This is a genomic window from Nostoc favosum CHAB5714 (genome assembly GCF_020829495.1).
Taxonomy (GTDB): domain Bacteria; phylum Cyanobacteriota; class Cyanobacteriia; order Cyanobacteriales; family Nostocaceae; genus Nostoc; species Nostoc favosum.
Genome location: NZ_JAIVFQ010000071.1, coordinates 15218 through 36317, shown reverse-complemented (window position 1 = coordinate 36317; position 21100 = coordinate 15218). Strand labels below are relative to the sequence as shown.

The following is a 21100-nucleotide window of genomic DNA, read 5'->3' as shown; positions in this document are numbered from 1 at the left end:
CTTTGGTAGCTGAGGTTGATTTATCTTTTGGAGAGCAAAAATGGAAAGTACACTGTTTACTGAACTGACTCAAATTGAAGAAACCAGCCTAGTGGGTGGCGGTCGTGGCGGTGATGCCAATGGCGGTCGTGGCGGTCGTGGCGGTCGTGGCGGTCGTGGTGGCGATACCGGAGTCGTTATTGGTGGAAAGAATAGCGGCAATCTTGATGCTAGTGGCAATGGTGCTGGCGGCAAAGGTGGCATTGGCGCTGCTGGCGGTGGTGGCGGTGCTGGCGGCAAGGGTGGCGATGGCGGCAATAGTTAGTCTCTAGAAACCGTGGTCTGAACGGCTCGAGTGTCAAACTGGCACAAAAATAGAGCTTTGGTAGCTGAGGTTCATTTATCTTTTGGAGAGCAAAAATGGAAAGCACACTGTTTACTGAACTGACTCAAATTGAAGAAACCAGCCTAGTGGGTGGCGGTCGTGGCGGTGATGCCAATGGCGGTGCTGGCGGTCGTGGCGGTCGTGGCGGTCGTGGTGGCGATACCGGAGTCGTTATTGGTGGAAAAAATAGCGGCAACCTTACTGATAGTGGCAATGGTAAGGGCGGTGATGGCGGTACTGGCGCTGGTGGCGGTCTTGGCGGTGGTGGCGGTACTGGCGGTAAGGGTGGTAATGTTGCCTAGAAACCGTGTCTGAACGGCTTCTGTGTCATGACCTCAAAGCAATGATTGAGATGCCTGGGCGTATGGCTTTAAGGAGTGTCACCGGATGCTGTCCGGCGAGACCTTTCTAAAACCAACTGCCTGGAGGAAGTCCCAGGCTTGGTTTGCTGGTGTCTCAATAGTCTGGAGCAGGATTTTTCCTAGGGGTTGCCGCTCAACTTTTGTGAGCAATTAAGCTGGGAAAAAGTCCTGCTTTTTTTACGAGGGTAAGTTGAAGCCCCTTTAAAAGCGTTACTAATGCCCACGATCAAGCCGACGATAAATCGTCATACGCCATATTAGCATTCAGTCGATTGATTCAGTGATACTTTTCGGGTCAACATTTTCTGAAGGATATTATTTAATTAGTTTATGGAACTCGAAGAAAAGCAACAAAAAACTGAGGTAGCTCCAGACTCACCTACTGAGGCGACTTCTTCGCAGCCAGAGGAGATGTTCGCACAAACCGATCCAGGAGTATTGCTCCAAGGGATGCTTGCCCGTCTGAACACACGTATCAAGCCACGCGGTGAGGTGATTATGCCAGCGGTACCGGCATTACTGAACCATTACATGGAGTCATTAGCAACGCTGTTTGAGACGCTTGGCAAAACTTTCTCTGCTCAAGATCTAGATAAACTAAGTGAGATTCTTGCCGAACAGCTTGAAGAAGGGTTTCGTGCCTCTCCTCACTCAAATGTGGTTGTTCGGTATCAGCCAGAGAAATCACCATCTACAGGCATTGTTTATCATATAGCACCAGCAGTTTCTACGGTTACAGACGAGTATAAGTACTGGGTTGAAACCAGAGAGCCACCTCTGTTCGGGAAATATCCTGATGCGAAGGTCATGAACATCGCCGCTCAGCTCGGTGACCCTGCTAGTGTACCCATTTTAGACGTTGGTGCAGGTACAGGTCGCAATACATTGCCCCTGGCAAGGCTAGGACACGCAGTAGATGTAGTAGAACTTACACCTGAGTTTACCGAGCAAATCCAGGCAGCAGCAACAGCAGAGGGATTGGCGGTCAATATTACCCAAGGGGATATTCTCGACCCACTGGTGCAGATGCGACCTACCTACTATCAGCTGGCTGTTGTGGCAGAGGTGGTTTCTCACTTCCGAACTCTGGAGGAGTTCCGGTTGCTATTGGCTAAAATTTGTGAAGTACTCCGCCCTGGCGGTCTGTTGCTGCTCAACTCATTCTTAACAGTAGATGACTACGAGCCAGACGAATTGGCACGGCAGATGTCGCAAGTGAATTGGTCATCCTTCATGACGAAGTCAGAGTTGGCGGCGGCAATGGATCAATTACCCATCGAAATGTTGTCAGACGAGTCAGAGCTTGAGTATGAACGCAATCATCTACCATCTGAAGCGTGGCCGCCAACGGGCTGGTTTATTAACTGGGCCAGTGGTCGCGATCTGTTTGGTTTTGACAACGTAAAGCCACCTATGGAATTACGCTGGTTGGTGTTTAAAAGACTTTAAACAGCTAGTTCAGATAGTGAAAACTGTCCGCGACATTCACGACGACTCTAGGATTAGAAATCATACTGAGTAACCCTAATCCAAACTTTATTCACCCACTCTAAAGTGACGAATCTCTCTTGCCATCAGCAGTTAGACCACATTAGGTGGGCTTTTTCTGGTTGCTACTATAGCGTTTCCTAAGCAGATGAGGTACACCCAAATGTTTTTTACCAAGGTTAGTAGCTTTGAAAATGTACCTCACCAGGTCGGGAACCGCTATAACCCAAGTTGCTAGTTACTCTTATGAGCGATCGCTTTGGGACAGTTAAGCAATAAAATACCCTCCAAGAAGAAAATTAGGAGGGCTATATGCTAAACGAAATAACTGTCCGTTCGCTCAATTTTGGTAACCGTTCACAGGATCTGAAACGCTACAGTCAAAAATAAAAGCAAAAGCCATCGCTTTCACCCTAGAGGGCGAAAAGACCAAATTATGGGAGTTTTTCAAAAAAGCTCATTTAAAGAAAAGACGGCAATATCCGGCAGAATCAATTACAACGATCGCAAATCGCTGCACAACTCAAAGCGCTAAAAATTAAAATGGCTACTGAGTCCAATGCAATACGACAAGCGATCGCATCTATAAAAGCAGACTTTAATCGCAACCAACGGGACTATCGAGACAGGGGAATTACAACTCAGACAGAAGTGCAAGAAGCAGAAGCCTTTGCTGAATTAGCTAGGGAGGAAATAAACCAATATCAGCAGATGGGAAATACGGGGGCGATCGCTATTCGTCCGTAGTCTGTAGTGTGTGTTATTCCGTAGGCTAAGGCACCTTGAATTATTGACGGTGCATTGCGCTGCGCGACAATACACCCTACATTTAAATTTCTTAACATAGCTTGAAATATTAGCGCCGGCTTACTTACTCTGGTGCAAGGCGTGAGTTTAGCAAGTTTATATAAAATTAAGAGGATAAATTTGGCTTAGGTTTTTTATGAGTTCCCGCCGCATTCTCCAAGTTGGTGAATCTTATACTTTCAGCCGATATTTTGAACTGCCTTTCACAATTGATGATATTTTAGCCGAATTAAATTGCACTATTGAAAGGAAAAATATAACATTACCTGAATCATCAGAAGTTTTAGACATCCAATTTTTACAGCAACAACTTCGCCGTAATTTATCTCATATTGATTTGGTTAATGAAACTACTAGACGTGAAGCTCTAATTGGCCCAATTTTGTTTGAAGTATGCGATTTAACTAACCAGAGACTCAATATAGAATATTCTATTGCTGTCAACAATTATCTGAAAGGGACTCTCGACTACTATATTGCAGCACCTCAAAATTTATTAGTCATCGAAGCCAAACAATCAGATTTAGTTCGAGGATTTACTCAACTCGCTGTTGAATTAATAGCACTTGATCAATGGACTACATCCACATCTGAACTTCTATATGGAGCAGTTACGACTGGTGAAGACTGGCGTTTTGGAGTTTATCATCGTGCAAATCGTCTGGTAACTCAAGACCAGAAACGCTATCAAGTTCCAGAAGATTTATCTGTGCTGGTAAAAATTCTTGTAGGTATTATTTCTGCTTCATAAACTGGGGACTGGAGACGCGGAGAATAACCAATCCCCAATCTCTTTACGTCAATCGAATCAACGTCCTTGAGTTGCCAAAAACTGACGCAAGCTCAACAAACTCAAAGTTTGACCCAAATTCAAGGGCAAAAGTGAAATTCCTTCCAAGCGGGACTGTACCCAACCTTCTCCCCAGTACCATTCGTGGAACCCGTCAATGCCTCCGCTAAGTACCAATCGGAGACAGTTAGATTTTACAACGTCTACTTGATGATGAATCGCAACTGGCCCAGTCCAGGTAGTAAACTGGAATCCTGGAAGCAGTTCTTCTGGCATTCCTGGCGCAAAGCGTTGCCCTAAGAGCCATTTTTCGAGTTGTACCGGATGCAGCAGACTGTCACGAATTGCATCTGTTGGTGCTTCGATTTCGATCCGCAGTTGGCTTTGTTGAAAATTACCCAGCATTTTTATAGGATTACCTAAAGGTGAGATATCGCTATTTCTAATATTGCAAATACAATCACTGATTATTGCGGCGTCACTTTTCTACCAGCAGAGAACTTAGAATAGAAAAAGTGAACTTGTTAAGAAATGTAAGGTTATTCATGGCGGATCAGTTAATTCGTGCAACAGCAGCCGAAGGTGGAATTCGTGCCGTAGGTGTGATCACCACACGTTTAACAGAAGAAGCACGGGGACGCCACAAGCTTTCTTATGTGGCAACGGCAGCACTGGGTCGGACTATGGCGGCAGGCTTATTAATGGCTTCTAGTATGAAGCGAACTGGGTCAAGGGTCAATGTCCGGGTGAAGGGCGATGGGCCTTTGGGTGGCATATTGGTAGATGCAGGCTTAGATGGGACGGTACGCGGGTATGTCGGGAATCCATCGGTGGAATTGCCTCCCAATGCCAAAGGTAAGCTAGATGTTGGTGGTGCAGTGGGTGGTGGCTATCTCTACGTTGTCCGGGATATTGGTTACGGTTACCCCTACTCTAGTACTGTTGAACTAGTTTCTGGCGAAATTGGCGATGATGTGGCTCATTATCTGGTGAATTCCGAACAAACACCTTCGGCTTTAGTTTTAGGTGTGTTTGTGGGAGCAGGTGGAGTAACTGCGGCTGGAGGATTACTCATACAAGTATTGCCCAAAGCTGCTAGAGACGAAGCTTTAGTAGAAACGTTGGAATCACGGGTTGCTGGTCTAGCAGGATTTACGCCATTGTTGCAAGCTGGGAAGACATTACCTGAAATCTTTAACGACTTGTTGGGAGACATGGGGCTGGCAATCTTTCCCGAACGGCAAATGCTGCGCTTCCACTGTGGTTGTTCTTTTGATCGCGTTTTGGGGGCACTGAAGATTTTAGGAGAAGCTGAACTGCAAGATATGATTGTTAAAGATGATGGTGCTGAAGCAACTTGCGAGTTTTGCGGCAACGTTTACCAGGCAAGTAGCGATCAGTTAGCTCAATTGATTGCCGATTTGCAAGCTGAATCTACTGTTTTAGGATAACGTATAAAATAGCACTGATTTTTTAGATTGATAATGATATTCTGTGGAGAGAGATATTCAAAAAAGTAGCTTTTTAATGATGAGAAAGTTACTATGTCAACAATGGAATTATCAACCTAAAACAGAGCGCTATTCAATTATTTTGGTGTGAGAGATGACAGAGCGGGATATTCCAGACAGTTGGTCTTCAGCCAGTGGAAGAGAGCCAGATCAAAACAAAAGATTATCCCGAACAGAACAATTCGGTGAAACTCAGCCATTTGATTCCCCAGCTACTGGTTCTAACTCCAAGTCAGTGAAGCGGCGAAAAAAAAACCATACGGAAGGATTACCTATAAATAGTAATTCAAAAGAAACTGTACAACTCAGTATAAATCCTGCGAAATTGCCACGCTGGATGAAAAGCTGGGTGTTGTGGCTGGTACTGCTAACTTTGATTCCCGGCAGTGTAGCATTCTTGGCAATGGCAATGCTGCTAAAGTTGCCCTCTGCCCCTAATTGCCCCTCGATTTTCTGGCCGCTAGCTAGTGCTTCGGTGCGGTTACACTGCGCTCAGTTGGCGGCTTCTAAACAAACAGTGAACGACCTATTGCAAGCGATCGCTCTGGTGAAGCAACTACCACAAAATCACCCGTTGCATGGAGAAATTGATCGTTTCATCGAAGAATGGTCACGGGATATTTTGAAGCTAGCCGATCAAAGTTTCCAAACAGGTAACTTAGAGGAAGCGATAGCTACTGCTCAGAAAATACCCGAAGATGTGACCGCTTATAAATTAGTTAATGAGCAAATTGACAAATGGCAGTCAATTTGGTCAAAGGCAGAAGCCACATACAACGGTGCGATCGCTGAAGTTAAGGAACGGCGATGGCAATCGGCATTTATGTTATCCGCCAAAATGCTGCGTGTAGACAATCAATACTGGGCGGGTACTAAATACGACCAATTGAATCGTCTAATTGCCACAGCGCGGGAAGATGGCGATAAGCTAGGAAAAGCCGAAAGTTTAGCAAACAGCAAAGTAGTCGATAATTTATTAGAAGCTATCAAGTTAGCCCAGTCCATTGGGCAAGAAAGTTACATTTACCAAAAAGCTCAGGAAGCGATTCCGGTATTTGGACGCAAAATGCTGGAGTTGGCACAGGCAAAATTAGACAAGCGGGATGCGGATGAAGCACTGGATATTGCTAGACAAATTCCAGAGATTGCGAAACTACAGGGCGAAACAGATGACTTTATCGCCATAGCTGACGCGAAAAGGAGTGCTTGGATAGGTAACGTTTCTGGTTTAGAGGCTGCGATCGCTCAAGTACAACAAATTGATCCTTCCAGACCAGTGTATAACGAAGCACAGCAGCTGATTGCTCGTTGGCAATTGGAAATTGAAGATGTTGCCAATCTAGAAAAAGCGAGAATATTAGCTAGCCAGGGAACAGTCCCTAATTTAACAGCAGCGATCGCTCAAGTGCAGCTGATTCCTGCGAGTAATCCCCGCGCCACAGAAGCTAGGCAAGAAATGGGTCGCTGGCGTGCCCAAGTCGAGACAATTGAAGACCAACCTTATTTAGAACGCGCCGAACAGATAGCTATATTCGATGATATCAATTCCTTGGAAGCTGCGATCGCCCAAGCCAGTGAAATTCGTAGAGGTCGTGCATTATATCCAGAAGCACGGAAAAAAATTCGCACTTGGGTAAGAAAGATTCAGCGAATTCAAGACCAACCCTACTTAGATCAGGCACAAGAACTGGCTCAAAGTGGAGATATCACTGCCGCCATTAGCGTAGCTCAACAAATTGCCTCGTCGGGAAGGGCGCTTTCACAAGAAGCACAAGCTGCGATAAATGAGTGGGAAGGGCAAATCCGCACCAGAGAAAACTGGAGAAAAGCCCAGGAAGTGGGCGCAGCTGGCACGCCAGAAGCATTGGTTGAAGCAATACGGTTGGCAGATCGGGTTTCAAATAATAGCATCTTGCGTATGGATGCGAATCTAGCTATTGACCAGTGGAGTCAGCAATTGTTAGAAATAGCACGCTCTCAAGGTCAGTCTGATATTGCCAGAGGGATTGACATTGCCAAATCGATTCCACGCGGTAGTGCTGCTTACAGTGCGGCGCAAGAGCAAATTAGGGCTTGGCAGGAATTTCTCAATCCTCAACCAGAACCTCAGCCTCAGCCTCAGCCTGAATCTCTACCATTTCCTCAATCAACTACTAATGGGCAGTAATATCCTTATTAACAATTCAGTTAAAACCTTTTGATTCACCATTTTTAAAGGGCATATCAGAGATGCCGGGGTGTAGGGAGATTTCCTCAATGTGTCTCAAATTGTAACATTATTTCAAGTAAGGTAGCACAGTTAGCTGTGCTACTAGGGCTATTTCATTCTCATCTAGCCCGCCTCAGAATGAATTCTGAGGCTAATAGTCCAAGTCCACTAAAGTGGACTAAAAGCCTTTCTTAGTCCACTTTAGTGGACTTTTGCTATTAGCCCGGAACTTCAGTTCTGGGCGGTTTATGTCTAGAACGAAATAGCCCTGGCTGTGCTACCCTACGAAAATTTATTCTCCCATCGCTTCTCCCCATTCTTTTATTACAGAAAATAGTGATGAGTAATCATCATCAGCAAATGACATTTTCACGGCTGTTTGCAAGATTTGCCGAACACCTTTAATACTGCTGAGATCCAAACTCCGAGATTTTGCTTCCGAGATAAATAATTCTGTATCTTTGAGCAAGTGTTTTGTGGGGAAATTCGGATCAGCATAATTGCCATCCAACATCCGTTGTAGCTTTTTGTCAAAGGTAGGTGCGTAGAGTGGACTGTCGCGCAATATTTGCATAAACACATCCACATCGACACCCTGACGCTGGATAAAAGCCAGACTCAGAGCAAAGCTAGTTGTCAGGGAAGCTATTAGTTGATTGAGTGCCAATTTGAGCGCCGCAGCAGAACCCACTGGCCCGATAAGTAAAGGTTCTGTCCCAAAATTTTGGAGTAACTTCAAGTGGCGTTCATATTGTTCTGGCTCGGCCCCTACCATAACACTCAACTTGCCAGCTTTTGCTTCTGGGATACTCCCTAATACAGGTGCTTCTAAATACTCACCACCACCCGCAACAACTGCATCTCTAATTTCCTGGCTTTCTGTGGGAGTAATTGTTCCCATTTGGATGATTGTGCGCCCTTGCAAAGTTTGCCAAGCAGTGTCTGAAAGCAACACATTATAAATGGCCGGGGCATTAGTCAGCATGAGGATTACGGACTCAGCAGCACGAATGGCGTGGCGGGGATGTGTAACAATTTCAGCCCCACCTGCTTGTAGTGGTGCTAATTTTTCTGGGGTGCGATTATAGGCAATTAGCTGTATATCTGCGGCTAATAACCTTTGAGCCATTGGTAGTCCCATCAGTCCAGTTCCCAGAAATGCCACCTTCATTTTTCACGTTCCTTTGGTACAGCGTCACTGATAGCGAATGCGAGTGCGTCTCCAAGAGTTGCGTTAGCGAGTATTCCTACCCCTACTCTTAAGCAAGCTACGCGCAACGTCTCGTAGGGAGCGTCACAGCCTGTTATAGACATCGCGTTTCCATCGTTTGATTTTAATATCAGTTATCAGTGAACAGTTATCTCTAAATACTGATAACTGTTTACTGACTAGTGACTAAGGGATTTCCAAGAAATAAACGAACCACTCCAGACGCAGAGAACACAGAGAGAGGAGAAATAGAGAGGGTTTTGTGTCCGTTTTGGGATATTTTTTTATTTGGAAGTCCCTAACGTCTCTGGCGATTAGCCACCAGCGGCAAAAGTGGCCATAATTATCACTGAAAGTAAAATCCCTGGAGTAAGTAAGGTTACTAGCATTAACAGGTCATGAGTGGACATAATTATTACTTTGGTATTGTGTTTAACTTTACAGTAATCATTGTTATGCTAGTCTAAATAAGACTGATACTGCATTATTAAATAGAGTTTTAACTTTTCAAATTTACTTTTACTCTGGCAGGGTCAATCCTTTTAGTGGTTGAGAAATTTCTGTCTTATCCAGACCTTTGCTCTGAATTAAGACTCCAAAGCCGCCGAGTCCTGTGGGATCTATAAGCTGGTGTAGTGAGTCCCGGCGCTGTAGTAACTGTGAAAGGGGTTGCTTTTGATCAGAAAGGGCTGCAATGCGATCGCCTAACCCCAACGCCATCAAAAATAATCCCTGTTGGATAAAACCAATATTCTTTAAATTGTACTTCTCACCCCAGAGTTCTAAAGCTGTAAAGTCAACATGGGCCGTGATATCTTGTCGCCCAATATTAATATAGGGGTTGTCATGGAAACGATGATGGTAATAACACTGTAGCGTTCCTTGCGATCGCCTGGGATTGTAGTAACGACTGGCGGGGTAGCCATAATCAATTGTTAACACATAGCCGCGCTGCAAGCGGTCTGCTACTATACTCAACCAGTCTAGAGCAGCTAAATTAATTTCACTGCGGTAATCATCTGGATATGCATTTTGGGTAAAGTCGATTCCTACTAAGTCTAAATATTCTGCCAGTTGGGGCGTTGAAGGTTCTCCTGTGACTTCCACAAATGCAAAATTTGACCTCTCCCCCAACCCCTCCCCTATCAGGGGAGGGGAGAAGGACTCACTTGAAGGCGGTTGGAGGGTTAGGTTTGAGGTTGTCACATAAATTTCTCGGAGTTCGCCTGTTTCTAGGATGAATTGATGGACGGGGAAAGCATCAACTAATTCATTAGAAAAAAAGCAGCCTGCGATCGCATTTGGTGGTATATCCTCTAAATTGCACCAACGCACAGGGAAATCTTGCAAGCGTTGCTGCTGTTCTTGTCTTAAAGTTGGGGATTTTTCAACAATGATGTACTCCAGGGCGGTAAAAAAACCTGGGTAGCGTAGCTGATGATATTTGAGGATATGCAATGCTAGCAATCCTTGACCTGCTCCCATTTCTACCAAAGAAAACGGTACAGGTTTTCCTAAAATCTCCCACATCTGGAAAAATTGTTCTGCTAGTAACTCGCCAAAGTCAGCACAGAGGTTAGGAGAGGTGAAAAAATCACCACCCTGAAAGCCAATTTTGACTGCATCGCTGGAATAGTAGCCGTATTCAGGGTGGTATAATGCCATCTCCATGAATTGGGCGAAAGTAATTCTCTGTTGGGGAGTAGTGGTAATGTGATTTGCGATCGCTGCACACAATGCTGGATTTGAATCCATAAAATTTGAGGTTTGAGATTAAGGTGTTGAGAAAATACATGAATTATGAATGATGCAATACAAAATTCATAATTCATAATTTCCCTAACGGTCTATAAACCCCATAATATCGACCACTGTGGCATAAACGCTGGCATTTATTGACAGACAAAACTTGGGAAGTTTGCAGTTCCATGCGATCGCAATCCTCAGCCCAATTAATCGCGTCCAAGGCAATTTGCTACTTAGGCACTCACCAACGACACCAGCACGCCATTGGGATCGCGGACACGAGCAATTGTTTGTCCCCCAGGCTGGGTTTTAGGGGCATCTAGTGTTTTTGCGCCTGCTCCTATTGCTCTCATGTAAGCGCTGCCAACATCAGGAGTAATAAATGATATCTGGATTAATGGCGGTGGTTGTGTAGCGTCGTTGGGATGGCAGCCACCAGGAAATAACTTCTGTGCTTCGCTAGTAGAGGAGAAAGCTAGTGTGGTGTTTCCGGTTTCGATTTCCGCCCAGATAGATTGCCCTTTATCCAAGAGAGTGCGACGAACCAGACCAAAGGCTTTTTCGTAAAACTCAACGGTCTTAACTACATCGTCTACCCAAATGACCGTGTAACCAAATTTCACAGTTTTTTCTCCTTATCTAGAAAAATCAGTGCTGGCAAGGATGTTTGCTACTTTACTGTATGCGATTTGAATACACAGTGACTAAATAATTACTAATTCGTAATTCGTAATTCGTAATTAAAAAACAGTCACAGAGAAGTCCACTAAATTTATTAATTTAGTGGTCAACAAGACGGTAGAGAGTTCTTAGCTCAGACTGATAGCGCAGCGTTAGCGAGTCACCGAGTATCTTGTAATTACGAATTATTCTGACTTAACTCTCCAAAATATTACGATCTGTTGCTAGAGTTTGTGCCCCTGTTTTCATCATTTCTATATCTGATGGCGACCAATAATGAGGCTCTTGACAGTGATGTGCTACTAGTAATCCCCATAATCCTCTAGGTATGACAATTGGTACAACCAAGTTGGCGCGAACCTGCATATTGCGGAGAAAATCTCGGTGACAAGGCTGGATTGGCTCTAATTCAATATCAGCGATCGCTTTTATCCGTCCTGCTAAGTATAAAGCAGCATACTCGTTGTTAAAACAATCATCTGGGCCAGTAGAACCAAGTATTGAGAATTCTTTAGAACTCAAAGATTCAAAAGTCACCTGTCCTTGCCAATGACTGTAAAAATAATACAACACCACCCGATCAACCTGAAGCGATTCTCTGAGTTGATTGGTTGTTTGCCGAACTAACTCATCACGCTGCATTGTTTTAACAAGGCGATCGAGCAAATTTTGCAAACCCTGTTGACGGCGATCGCGGCTATGGTGAAATTCGGAGTGAGGATGAATTTGCACGGTTTTAAAATTACGACTAAGTAAATGCTGCCGGATTTATATAGTAAATTATTAGACCTTATTTAAATACATTCTTGTATTTATAGCAGCAATTCAATTTTAACGGAACACAATACTAGTCAACCTCTTCAGTGAATTGGAAAAAATTATTAAGAAATTCGCTTTTCTAATTTGCACCAGATAAAATTCAACTTTATAAATTTACAAATAATATGTTCAGTTTTTCTATAGTTTGAGGCAATAAATATACTTCAAACTGTAATGTAACAACGCCGATTATTCATCCACCAGTCAAACAGAATACCTTTCCTGTATTCTGACGACTGACGCCTTTATTCTGTTCGATAACAGTCAGAAAAAGCGAGAGATAGGCACAAAGACTTATCCTCGCTTTTTGATTACCTAAGCTGTGAGAGTTGCGTAGACGTTCTACGGCTTGTCGTTAGACATCGCTCGATCCACAGCTTCTAAAGCAGTGTTGACTTCCGCCTCTGTGACAATTAGCGGTGGCACAAATCGGACTACTTTTGGCCCGGCTGGTACGAGTAATACACCCTCGTTGATGGCAGAATTGACAATATCTGCTGCGGTTAGTTGAATGTCGGCTCGCAACTCCAAACCGTTGATTAAACCCCAACCCCGGATTTCGCCAACCTGCTGAGGATATTTCGCTGCGATCGCCCTCAATCCTGATCGCAATTGTTCACCTCTGTCTTGCACATTCTGCAAAATATTTTCCCGTTCCAATGTCTGGCAAACACTGAGTGCTACACCACACACAAAAGGATTTCCGCCAAAGGTGCTGGCGTGTTCCCCTGGTTGAAAAACATCACAGAATTTCTTGCTCATCATTGCGCCGATGGGAATACCGCCACCTAAGCCTTTGGCACTGGTGAAAATATCCGGTTCAACGCCGAGATGTTCGTAAGCCCATAATTTGCCACTGCGTCCCATACCAACTTGCACTTCATCGAAAATCAACAAAACGCCAGTTTCATCGCAAATCTGCCGGAGCTTTTTGAAATAGGCAATATCTCCGGGACGCACACCGCCTTCTCCCTGCAATGGCTCAATCAGAATCGCCGCTACCCGATAATCGCCTTCATCCAACTCGCTAATCGCCACTTCCACAGCGTTAATATCGTTGTAATTTACGTAGTGGAAACCAGGAACCAAGGGATCAAAATATTTTTGATACTTGGGTTGTGCTGTAGCGGTAATCGTTGCCAAAGTCCGTCCGTGGAAACTGGCATTGGCGGTTAAAATAATCGGTTTTTCAATTTCTAATACTGTGTGGGCATATTTCCGCGCCAGTTTGATTGCGGCTTCGTTAGCTTCAGCACCAGAGTTGCAGAAAAATACGCGATCGGCACAGGAATGATCAACGAGCCATTTTGCCAATTCACCTTGCTCAGGAATATAGTACAAATTAGAGACATGGTGCAGCTTCTGGATTTGGCGTGTCACCGCTTCTACCATAACTGGGTGGGCGTGTCCCAAAGTACAAGTGGCAATTCCCGCTACAAAGTCCAGATATTCTCGCCCCTGTGTATCCCAAACCCGGCATCCAGCACCCCGTTCTAGGGCTAAGGGAAACCGGGCGTAGGTAGACATGACAGCTTCATTAAAGCTATCTGTATCAAAGGGATTAGATGCTACAGACCCTGAATCTGGGGGGATGGTGGCTTGTTCAACGAGAGTTTGTAGGCTCACTACCGCTCCTCCTGAGAGTTTTTCATCATATAGTTATTTACTAGTTTCCTAGAAATCCCTAAAAAATACTTTTTATTTAGCACAACTCGTACTTCTTAGGCTAACGCTTATATAACCTCAAAGGCATGGCGGTGGTGAAAAAAAACTTTGTACTCAACACTTGAGAAATTGAAAGTCACAGATCCCCGACTTGTTAAAGAAGTCGGGGATCTTGCAATACGCTTGGGTCAAGAAAATTGTAGGTTGGGTAGAACGAACGCGAACAGCGTCCCGTAGGGAAGTGAAACCCAACAAACTCACGGAAGTGTTGGGTTTCGTTCCTCAACCCAACCTACGTAAAAGTTGAGTTTTAGGCTTAACTGAACTGTATTGGGGGATCTAGTCGATCGCTATTAACTCAGCAAGCCAACAGTTATCTCAAGGTGCATCTTAGCTTTGTGCAAATTCAGCAAGTTCTCTTGGTCAAAGCGGTCGGGGTAAGCCATCCTCCTACCTTCCAAGGTTATTTTGATCAGTGCTGCTTGCTCATCTGTGGGTGAATTTATTTCATCTATCACCCCTTCAAAAAATTGAATGACGCTAAATCCAGGAGATTTTAATCCCCTTCCTTCTCTCACCTGCTGGAGTGCAAGCTGAGGAAATGCCATCAGAGAAGTCATGTAGCTGACTTTGTATGCTGCACTCCCTGTAGGCTTAATACCGTATCGACGGCATAAGTCGCGTAATTCTGGGATGGTTTTGATTTCTAACTCGGAACGCGTGAACATAAAATAGAATTACCTCTTGGTAAAAGTGGTATCGGTAGGTAACAACTTTTCCCCTGATGATACCTACCGATATAAAAATCTATTGCAATGTATACATTCTAATCAAGCGTTATTCATATATCTCAACAATGCCCAATCCCAAAGGTAATCCACAAAATTTAGAACCAGCCCCATCAAATAGAGAAGATAAATTAACTGATAATTTAAGTTTCCGGGTTACTAAGGATATGAAGGAAGAGGTGAAAGCACAAGAAGACCCCCCAGAATTCTGTAGACGCGCTATCCAGGAAGCACTAGACAAGAAAAAAGGAAAGTAAGTAAGTCGGCAAGAAAATTTCAATGTATGTAAACAAATATAAATTAACGTAGGGTGTGTTAGCAGAGCGTAACGCACCATCCATAAAGGACAAATGCTAAAAAATTAGCAGAAAACTAGAAAAAGTAGGTTAAAAGTACTATTTTTACGTCATTCTCAACACTTGAGCAAAAATATCAACGTATCCAAAAAGAGTTAATGGCTGGGGCGATCGCTCTTGGCGGTGTTTTCTTCATTGGCACTTTGTGGTACTCGTTAGTAGAGGGCTGGTCATGGGAAGATGCAGCTTACATGACAGTGATCACTTTAGCGACTGTGGGATATGGAGAGACGCATCCACTGGGTAGCCGAGGACGATTGTTTACAATTGCCCTGATTTTGTTGGGTGTAGTCAATATCGGTTACATTGTCAACAGATTTACAGAAGCGATCATTCAAGGCTACTTTCAAGAAGGAATTCGGCTACAGCAACAGAGGCGGTTAATGGAATCCCTAACGGAACACTACATCATTTGTGGATTTAGCCGGACTGGTCGTCAAATTGCGAAGGAATTTCGGGCAGAAGCCGTACCTTTTGTGGTGATTGATTCGGAGATGGAATCTGTACAAAGGGCGCAGGCTGAAGGTTACACAGCATATCAAGGTGACGCTACCCTAGATGATACACTTCTGAAAGTTGGTATTGAACGGGCGATGTGTATCGTTGCAGCCCTTCCTTCAGATGCCGAAAATTTATATATTGTTTTATCAGCCAAAACACTGAATACAGGAATTCGGGTGATCGCACGGGCAAGTACAGAAGAAGCTTTGCAGAAGTTACGACGCGGTGGTGCAGATGAAGTGATATCCCCCTATATTACTGGTGGGAAGCGCATGGCTGCTGCGGCTCTCAGACCCCAAGTGTTGGACTTTGTAGACGGGATTTTGACAGGTGCAGACCGTCAGTTGTATATGGAAGAATTTTTACTCGACCCAGCTTTTTGTCCCTTTGTGGGTCAGACTTTGCAAAAAGCGAGATTGCGATCGCAATCTGGGGCATTAGTTCTGGCAATTCGCCGCGTTGATGGGACTTTAATCGGTGGCCCCACTGGCGATACGGTTTTAATGCCAGGAGATCGGTTAATTGGTATGGGTACAGCAGAGCAATTGCGTAGCCTTAACCAAATTCTTGGCCCAATTGGTTCTCAGAAATTGCGACGACCGAAAAATAGTTGACGGCATATCTCAGATAATTCCTGTAGACAAACTCAGCCACTGCAAAATATTGGCTTTGCTCTCTGCCAAGCCTTTATAAACTAGAGATTCCGGTGTCATAGATTCGATTGCCTCACGCAGCTTAGACCGTAATACTAGGTCTTTTCTCACTACACTACAATCTCTAAAGTAAGTACGAATAGTAAACAGTGCCGCTTCATACTCTGGTAGCCCCCAAATCACTTGGCGCTCAATTCGCAGATAAAGTCTGGGATGCTGCGGATCAAAGTTTCTACCTTGCCATTGTTCAACTGACACACCAGGCGGTGGTTCGGGATGGTGGTTAAGGCGGGTGTCCGTACTCAAACCCCAAGCAAAGCGCACCATCGGTTTGTGGGTAATCATTGTATGAGCGATCGCATCCCCTCGCCGATTAATTTTTTCCATACCAGCGACAGGTGCATGTATCGTAGCAAAGTCCTTGCCAATTTTATCCTGGGCTGACCAGTGATTGGGATAGCAGAGATGAACTGCACTCAGCCAGTTAGTACCATCAGCAGACCGACAGATAATTGTCAGGTCTTCTTGTACCTGTCCTGCTAAAGCATCAAGGGTAGAGGCGTAAGCTGGAACAACTGAACTACCCTCAACTTGCTGTAACTGCAATTCTGCATCTAAATAGAGGGTTTCTTTGGTAAGTTGGCTGTGGAATTTCAGAGTGTTATTTATTGACTTTTGGCAGTAAAAGTGCTGTGGGTGTTCTTGAGTGAGGCGATTAATCATTAAACGAGCGATCGCACCTGCCACAGCTTTAGAATAATTGCAGGTTTGGTAGTACTTGCTCAACCGTTCCCCACGAGCTAAAAGTTTAGCCTGACGGTAGTGGGCAAAATTATCATCAATTTGAAATACCTGCTGATCAGCTTGAGTGTTGCCAAAACAGGAACCAAAAGCCATCATCCCCGGCTTGACTTCGTAGCGTCCACTCATCAGAGGGAAGTAGTAAGCCGCACTATTAGAGGCTTCGACTGTCCTAGCTTCTTGAAATAAGTTGTCTAAAGACACAGATTCTATAATGCTTGTTTTTTATTCTCCTCATTTCCAATATATATGAAGGGATGAGGAAGAAATAACCAATGCCCAATACTTCGACTTCGCTCAGTACAAGTGCCCAATGCCCAATGACAAATGACAAATGACCAATGACAAATGACCAATGACTAATGACTAATAATCAATTTCTTTCCACCCATGCATGGATGCTATACCTTTTGTAACCCATTCGATCACAATTGGCGGAGCTTCTGATATCAAGACGCTAGGATAAACTGCTGCACCCCAATCGGGATGCACTAGCACACGGCATTGATTTTTAATCACTGGATAGTTAAGCAAAGCTTTGACAACTGCTGTGTCATCGTGGGGAATTGCTCCAGGATGGGACAGTAAAGGATAGCCTGTACGAGGGTCAATCAGGTCTGTTAAATAGCCGCGATCGCGCAGATTAAATGCCAAATCGCAGCCAAATCTCATAAACCTTTCTCGCAAGCGTTCTTTCTCTATCTCTACTTCTGCTGTCTTTTTAACTAATTCATAACGCGATTGCTGTAAGACAATCACTACTCGTAAAAACGGCTGCCGTTTCCAATCTGGTAATATCCGTTCGCAGTTGGCACAGATATATTGACTGGGAGCATGAATTGAAATTTGAACCGCTTGTCCCGTTTCGCCAACTAAATTAATAGGACAGGCTTGCTCCGAAGTGTAAACCTTGGGATAGTTCACTAAATTGATTCGGTTTTGGCAAGTTTTTTAATTTAATCTCCGGTATAGATGATAGCTCTTAAAAGTTCAGAAAAATCATCAATTTATTATAAAATTTTACTTTTTTTGGAAGCAATTGCTAACAATTGGAGAATTTTAATCCGAATTTTATCCTTTATTAACCTGTTCTCATGGGATTTGTTGCGATCGCTGTCAGCATTGGCATAGGTGCAGCGTGTGGTAGACAAGCGATGCCTACGGTGGTCACTGAGCTTTGTCGAAGTGCAGGCTACGCCTACGCTCCTGAAATCTGTTTGAGCAAAATCTCAAAAAATGACCACTATCTCAAACGATTTGCAGCTCAAACCAAAATGGTCTAACTGTCAACAAACCTGGATTAAACAGCCGTCTGGTGAAGCAAAGCACGTTGGAGTTTCACCAAAGCCAAGCAGAAAAAACAAAGGTAATCATGTCTCTTTGGAGATGCTGAAGCTATGCAGCCTACTTTCCATAGCACCCAATTAATTGAGTTTTAAAGAATTCACCGGCACATCATCCCAAGAATCGACTGTCCGCAATCGCGCTACCCAACCTGCTGCCTTTTGCGTCTTGGTCAAATTATTCTCAAATGAATCATGACAATCTTTGGCTTGAGATTCATTACAAGTAGCAATACAGGCATGAATCATCCCAGACGGATCAATTTGCTCATTTACCCAAATAGTCATGGAATATTTCCTCGAAAACTGTAGCGAAAAAAGCTATTCGTCATTTTAGAATATTATTAGAGCCAATCAATTTTGGATTTTGGATTGCCGATTTTGAACTTTGGCATGAGCGCGACTTGACTGAGCGATCGCCGAATGTCTCAGTCGAACTATATTGGATTTATTTTGAATTTTAAATTGTTATCTCCTTTTTCGTAGCGACGGCGGTAGAGTAATTCTAACTGTCCACCATATTCTTGAATCCAGGCAATCTGGCGCTGGTAGAGTCCCCGGAAGGTATTGGCAAATAAAAGTGTAAAGATTGCCACTACTAACCCTGATGCGGTGGATACTAAAGCTTCACTAATTCCAGATGTTACACCTGTTGTTTTAGTACCTCCCACATCTCCGATATTTAGAGAGGCAAAGGAGTTAATTAATCCTAAAACAGTGCCGAGAAGTCCCAATAGGGGCGCAAGACCAATAATTGTCTCAAAAATATTTTGGGAGCGCTTGAGTAAGGGGATTTCGGCTTGGGCTTCACTTTCTAATGCCAAACGAAATTCTTCTGGTGTCGGCTCTTCCAATTCTAAAGCTGCTAAAAAAATCCGAGCAATGGGTAAATCAGCATTTTTCTGCAATTTATCTAAAGCACTAACTACATTATCAAGGCGATAAAGCTGTAGCACCTCTCGCACTACCTTGTTTTGCCGATTATTTATCCTTACCCAAAAGATGATCCGTTCGATAATCAGCGCCACCCCTAACAAAGAGAACGCTAGCAGAGGCCACATGACTATGCCACCTGCTGTAAACAGATTACTAATTTCCATCTAGTATTTTTTAATTCACCAACAACGCTAGATTAACAGATCGTTGTTTGAGCGAAGTCAATATCATTTCCCAAAAGTAATTCTAAGTACAAATTTTCAATATACAAGTATAAAATCATCTTGAACATCTCATAGTGATTAACGACAGCACTCGCCTCAAACAACTTTTAGTCAAACTGTGAACCCCAAGAGGAATACACGCAAAAATTAATTGCTGCGATTCCTAATTAAAGATTTTTAGTCCTAATCTAAAGAAATAGTTATTTTAAGGATGAAGTAGATTGTTGACAATTACAGGTACTTGTCTTTTTCGCAATAAGATAAACAGACATACCTGTTAAAACAAGAAAACAGATAATACTTGTACACCAAAATACAGTTCGTTTACTCAGCAAACTCGGTTTTATATTTGGTTTAGCAAAACTGTATACGTAATCAATAGCAAGAGGTAAAGACACTTCATCGAGTTCAACCCATTCCGTCAACACATCTCCATTTTTAAGATTAGCGTATAGGTATCCAGGCTTTATTTTATGCTCTCGAATAGTGAAAGTATAATTATCATTTAGTTTTACTACTAGGTCTAATTTACCTCCTATTCTTCGTTTCTCAGGTTTTAACTGTCGTGACTCTAACAAACCAATAACTTTTTCTTGTAATAACATATTTACTTTTTAATAAATTCCACAAAAACTTTTAATAACTCGTATTGGTAATTTCTATATTCACCCTCTTCCTCTGCTTCTGCCAGATTTGATTGTGGGGTTACTTTCCATATCTGCTCGATAATTTCGTCATCTGACTTTCCTTCCAATCTCAATGTTTTCACTTGGTTTCTTTCTTCTTTTAATTTATCGGATTTTTTAATATTTTCAGCAGCATCTTCCAGTAATTTTTTGGGATTGTCTAACAGGTTTTCTACTTCCGGTGCGATTAATACCAAAGTCTCAGGAGTGTAAACGTTGTTTCCCCTTCGGTCATTTTCATTACTAGAGTTGATGTTATTTGGAACCTCTCCAGTAGTTCCTCTATAAAGGTGAGACATTTTATTTCTTGTTTTAAAAGTAATAATTGTGACCATCCAATCAACACTTAGTTTGTAATACATCTCTAACCATGTTCTGAGAGCAATTTCTTTCTTGGCCTCCTCTCCAAAAATTCTTCGAGTTTTATCTAAGTCTTTCTCCCACACTGGCACTCTACTTACTAAACGGCCAATATGAGCTAAACGTTTTTCCATCAACTCACGAAGAATATCTACCCACCATTTGCCAAAGCGCTCATAAACAGTAGGTTTTCCATAGTCTCCAAGTTCATCACAGCAGATGTAGAATTCTTCCATTTGATCTACTGTAGCTAAGTGCAAGCCGTCAAAATCAGTTGGTGTTATACTGGCTAGTTCAATCTTTTCTTTTGTAATAGCGATCGCTTCATTGGTATCGGCTGGTTTTCTTGGTTGCGCTAACAGTATTAATACAACATCTTCTAATACTATTTTGCTATTCCCACCCTTTTCATCAGAATATATCCGCACGTCGTGCTTAACACCTACATACCTGTTGTAGAAGGGAAAAGATTGGATTATTATGCTCATTTTTTGATTTTCTCTGTGTTACGCAATATATGTTTTACAAATATAGTACATAAGTACGCCCACAAATTTACGGCTAATGTCTAAACATATATCACAAAAAACTTGCCAAAAAGCGCATAAGTAGACTTACTGAGATATTGCCCTACTCCCAACAACCGCTTCAGAATGAATTTATGGGTTTCATAGCTGAAGCCTTCTAAAAGAATACTGAGCAAGGCTTTGAGTCCACTTGAGTGGACTTTGGCTATGAGCCTCAGCATTTTGAAAAAGGTACCAGAGTAATTCATACTGCAATTAAGGAATGCCAAAGCC

The 21100-nt window shown here is 43.3% G+C and carries 23 protein-coding genes; 10 read left to right on the top strand and 13 right to left on the bottom strand.

Features of this window, described 5'->3' with window-relative positions; translation table 11 throughout:
* Positions 1-40 precede the first annotated feature (40 nt).
* The 5 genes from LC586_RS29550 (at position 41) to LC586_RS29530 (ending at position 3772) form a co-directional block, all read left to right on the top strand.
* A complete protein-coding gene (locus LC586_RS29550) occupies positions 41-304 on the top strand; it encodes a hypothetical protein (protein ID WP_229488795.1) in 264 nt (87 codons plus the stop codon).
* Between the two features lie 95 nt (positions 305-399).
* Positions 400-666: a hypothetical protein gene (locus LC586_RS29545; RefSeq protein ID WP_229488794.1), complete on the top strand. Its 267-nt coding sequence runs from the start codon at positions 400-402 to the stop codon at positions 664-666.
* Positions 667-1056: 390 nt separating this feature from the next.
* The gene (locus LC586_RS29540) at positions 1057-2175 is read left to right on the top strand and encodes a class I SAM-dependent methyltransferase (RefSeq protein WP_229488793.1); all 1119 of its coding nucleotides are present in this window, start codon (positions 1057-1059) and stop codon (positions 2173-2175) included.
* A 582-nt stretch (positions 2176-2757) separates the two neighbouring features.
* Positions 2758-2961: a hypothetical protein gene (locus LC586_RS29535; RefSeq protein WP_229488792.1), complete on the top strand. Its 204-nt coding sequence runs from the start codon at positions 2758-2760 to the stop codon at positions 2959-2961.
* Between the two features lie 196 nt (positions 2962-3157).
* Positions 3158-3772, top strand: coding sequence for a hypothetical protein (locus LC586_RS29530; protein ID WP_229488791.1), 615 nt, complete (start codon positions 3158-3160; stop codon positions 3770-3772).
* A 57-nt stretch (positions 3773-3829) separates the two neighbouring features.
* On the opposite strand, the gene LC586_RS29525 is transcribed toward LC586_RS29530, so the two are convergent.
* Complete coding sequence (locus LC586_RS29525) at positions 3830-4216, bottom strand: hypothetical protein (protein WP_229488790.1); 387 nt, start codon at positions 4214-4216, stop codon at positions 3830-3832.
* A gap of 140 nt (positions 4217-4356) precedes the next feature.
* On the opposite strand from LC586_RS29525, the gene hslO reads away from it, so the two are divergent.
* Together hslO and LC586_RS29515 are read left to right on the top strand one after the other, a co-directional pair.
* Positions 4357-5262 (top strand): Hsp33 family molecular chaperone HslO, encoded by a 906-nt coding sequence (gene hslO / locus LC586_RS29520; protein ID WP_229488789.1) that lies wholly within the window; start codon positions 4357-4359, stop codon positions 5260-5262.
* A gap of 154 nt (positions 5263-5416) precedes the next feature.
* Positions 5417-7489 carry a chromosome segregation ATPase gene (locus tag LC586_RS29515; RefSeq protein WP_229488788.1) on the top strand — a complete coding sequence of 691 codons (2073 nt, stop codon included), beginning with the start codon at positions 5417-5419 and terminating at the stop codon, positions 7487-7489.
* Positions 7490-7823: 334 nt separating this feature from the next.
* Here the strand turns inward: LC586_RS29515 and LC586_RS29510 are convergent, their stop codons facing one another.
* From LC586_RS29510 to LC586_RS29485, 6 genes are all read right to left on the bottom strand, one after another.
* On the bottom strand, positions 7824-8702 hold the full coding sequence (locus LC586_RS29510) for an NAD(P)-dependent oxidoreductase (protein ID WP_229488786.1): 879 nt from the start codon (positions 8700-8702) through the stop codon (positions 7824-7826).
* Positions 8703-9260: 558 nt separating this feature from the next.
* The gene (locus LC586_RS29505; RefSeq protein WP_229488784.1) at positions 9261-10496 is read right to left on the bottom strand and encodes a class I SAM-dependent methyltransferase; all 1236 of its coding nucleotides are present in this window, start codon (positions 10494-10496) and stop codon (positions 9261-9263) included.
* A 224-nt stretch (positions 10497-10720) separates the two neighbouring features.
* Positions 10721-11110, bottom strand: coding sequence for a VOC family protein (locus LC586_RS29500; protein ID WP_229488782.1), 390 nt, complete (start codon positions 11108-11110; stop codon positions 10721-10723).
* A 253-nt stretch (positions 11111-11363) separates the two neighbouring features.
* On the bottom strand, positions 11364-11900 hold the full coding sequence (locus LC586_RS29495) for a GAF domain-containing protein (protein ID WP_229488780.1): 537 nt from the start codon (positions 11898-11900) through the stop codon (positions 11364-11366).
* A 429-nt stretch (positions 11901-12329) separates the two neighbouring features.
* Positions 12330-13613 carry an aspartate aminotransferase family protein gene (locus tag LC586_RS29490; RefSeq protein WP_229488779.1) on the bottom strand — a complete coding sequence of 428 codons (1284 nt, stop codon included), beginning with the start codon at positions 13611-13613 and terminating at the stop codon, positions 12330-12332.
* A gap of 392 nt (positions 13614-14005) precedes the next feature.
* On the bottom strand, positions 14006-14380 hold the full coding sequence (locus LC586_RS29485) for a hypothetical protein (protein WP_229488778.1): 375 nt from the start codon (positions 14378-14380) through the stop codon (positions 14006-14008).
* A gap of 128 nt (positions 14381-14508) precedes the next feature.
* Between LC586_RS29485 and LC586_RS29480 the strand changes: the two genes are divergently transcribed.
* Positions 14509-14697, top strand: a complete 189-nt coding sequence (locus LC586_RS29480; protein ID WP_229488777.1) for a hypothetical protein — start codon at positions 14509-14511, stop codon at positions 14695-14697.
* Between the two features lie 197 nt (positions 14698-14894).
* Positions 14895-15911: a potassium channel family protein gene (locus LC586_RS29475; protein WP_229488776.1), complete on the top strand. Its 1017-nt coding sequence runs from the start codon at positions 14895-14897 to the stop codon at positions 15909-15911.
* 9 nt (positions 15912-15920) lie between these two features.
* Here the strand turns inward: LC586_RS29475 and LC586_RS29470 are convergent, their stop codons facing one another.
* On the bottom strand, positions 15921-16880 hold the full coding sequence (locus LC586_RS29470) for a heme-dependent oxidative N-demethylase family protein (RefSeq protein ID WP_229488798.1): 960 nt from the start codon (positions 16878-16880) through the stop codon (positions 15921-15923).
* A gap of 237 nt (positions 16881-17117) precedes the next feature.
* Positions 17118-17675: a methylmalonic aciduria and homocystinuria type D protein gene (locus LC586_RS29465; protein WP_229488775.1), complete on the bottom strand. Its 558-nt coding sequence runs from the start codon at positions 17673-17675 to the stop codon at positions 17118-17120.
* 312 nt (positions 17676-17987) lie between these two features.
* Here LC586_RS29465 and LC586_RS29460 point away from each other — a divergent pair, with 312 nt between their 5' ends.
* Positions 17988-18179, top strand: a complete 192-nt coding sequence (locus LC586_RS29460; protein ID WP_229488773.1) for a hypothetical protein — start codon at positions 17988-17990, stop codon at positions 18177-18179.
* Here the strand turns inward: LC586_RS29460 and LC586_RS29455 are convergent.
* The 4 genes from LC586_RS29455 to LC586_RS29440 form a co-directional block, all read right to left on the bottom strand.
* Positions 18176-18382, bottom strand: a complete 207-nt coding sequence (locus LC586_RS29455; protein WP_229488771.1) for a glycogen debranching protein — start codon at positions 18380-18382, stop codon at positions 18176-18178. The genes LC586_RS29460 and LC586_RS29455 overlap by 4 nt on opposite strands.
* A gap of 149 nt (positions 18383-18531) precedes the next feature.
* Entirely contained in the window at positions 18532-19194 is a 663-nt protein-coding gene (locus LC586_RS29450; RefSeq protein ID WP_229488770.1) for a MotA/TolQ/ExbB proton channel family protein, read from the bottom strand.
* 260 nt (positions 19195-19454) lie between these two features.
* Positions 19455-19859, bottom strand: coding sequence for a hypothetical protein (locus tag LC586_RS29445; protein WP_229488768.1), 405 nt, complete (start codon positions 19857-19859; stop codon positions 19455-19457).
* Between the two features lie 2 nt (positions 19860-19861).
* The gene (locus LC586_RS29440) at positions 19862-20788 is read right to left on the bottom strand and encodes a hypothetical protein (RefSeq protein WP_229488767.1); all 927 of its coding nucleotides are present in this window, start codon (positions 20786-20788) and stop codon (positions 19862-19864) included.
* Positions 20789-21100: the final 312 nt, after the last annotated feature.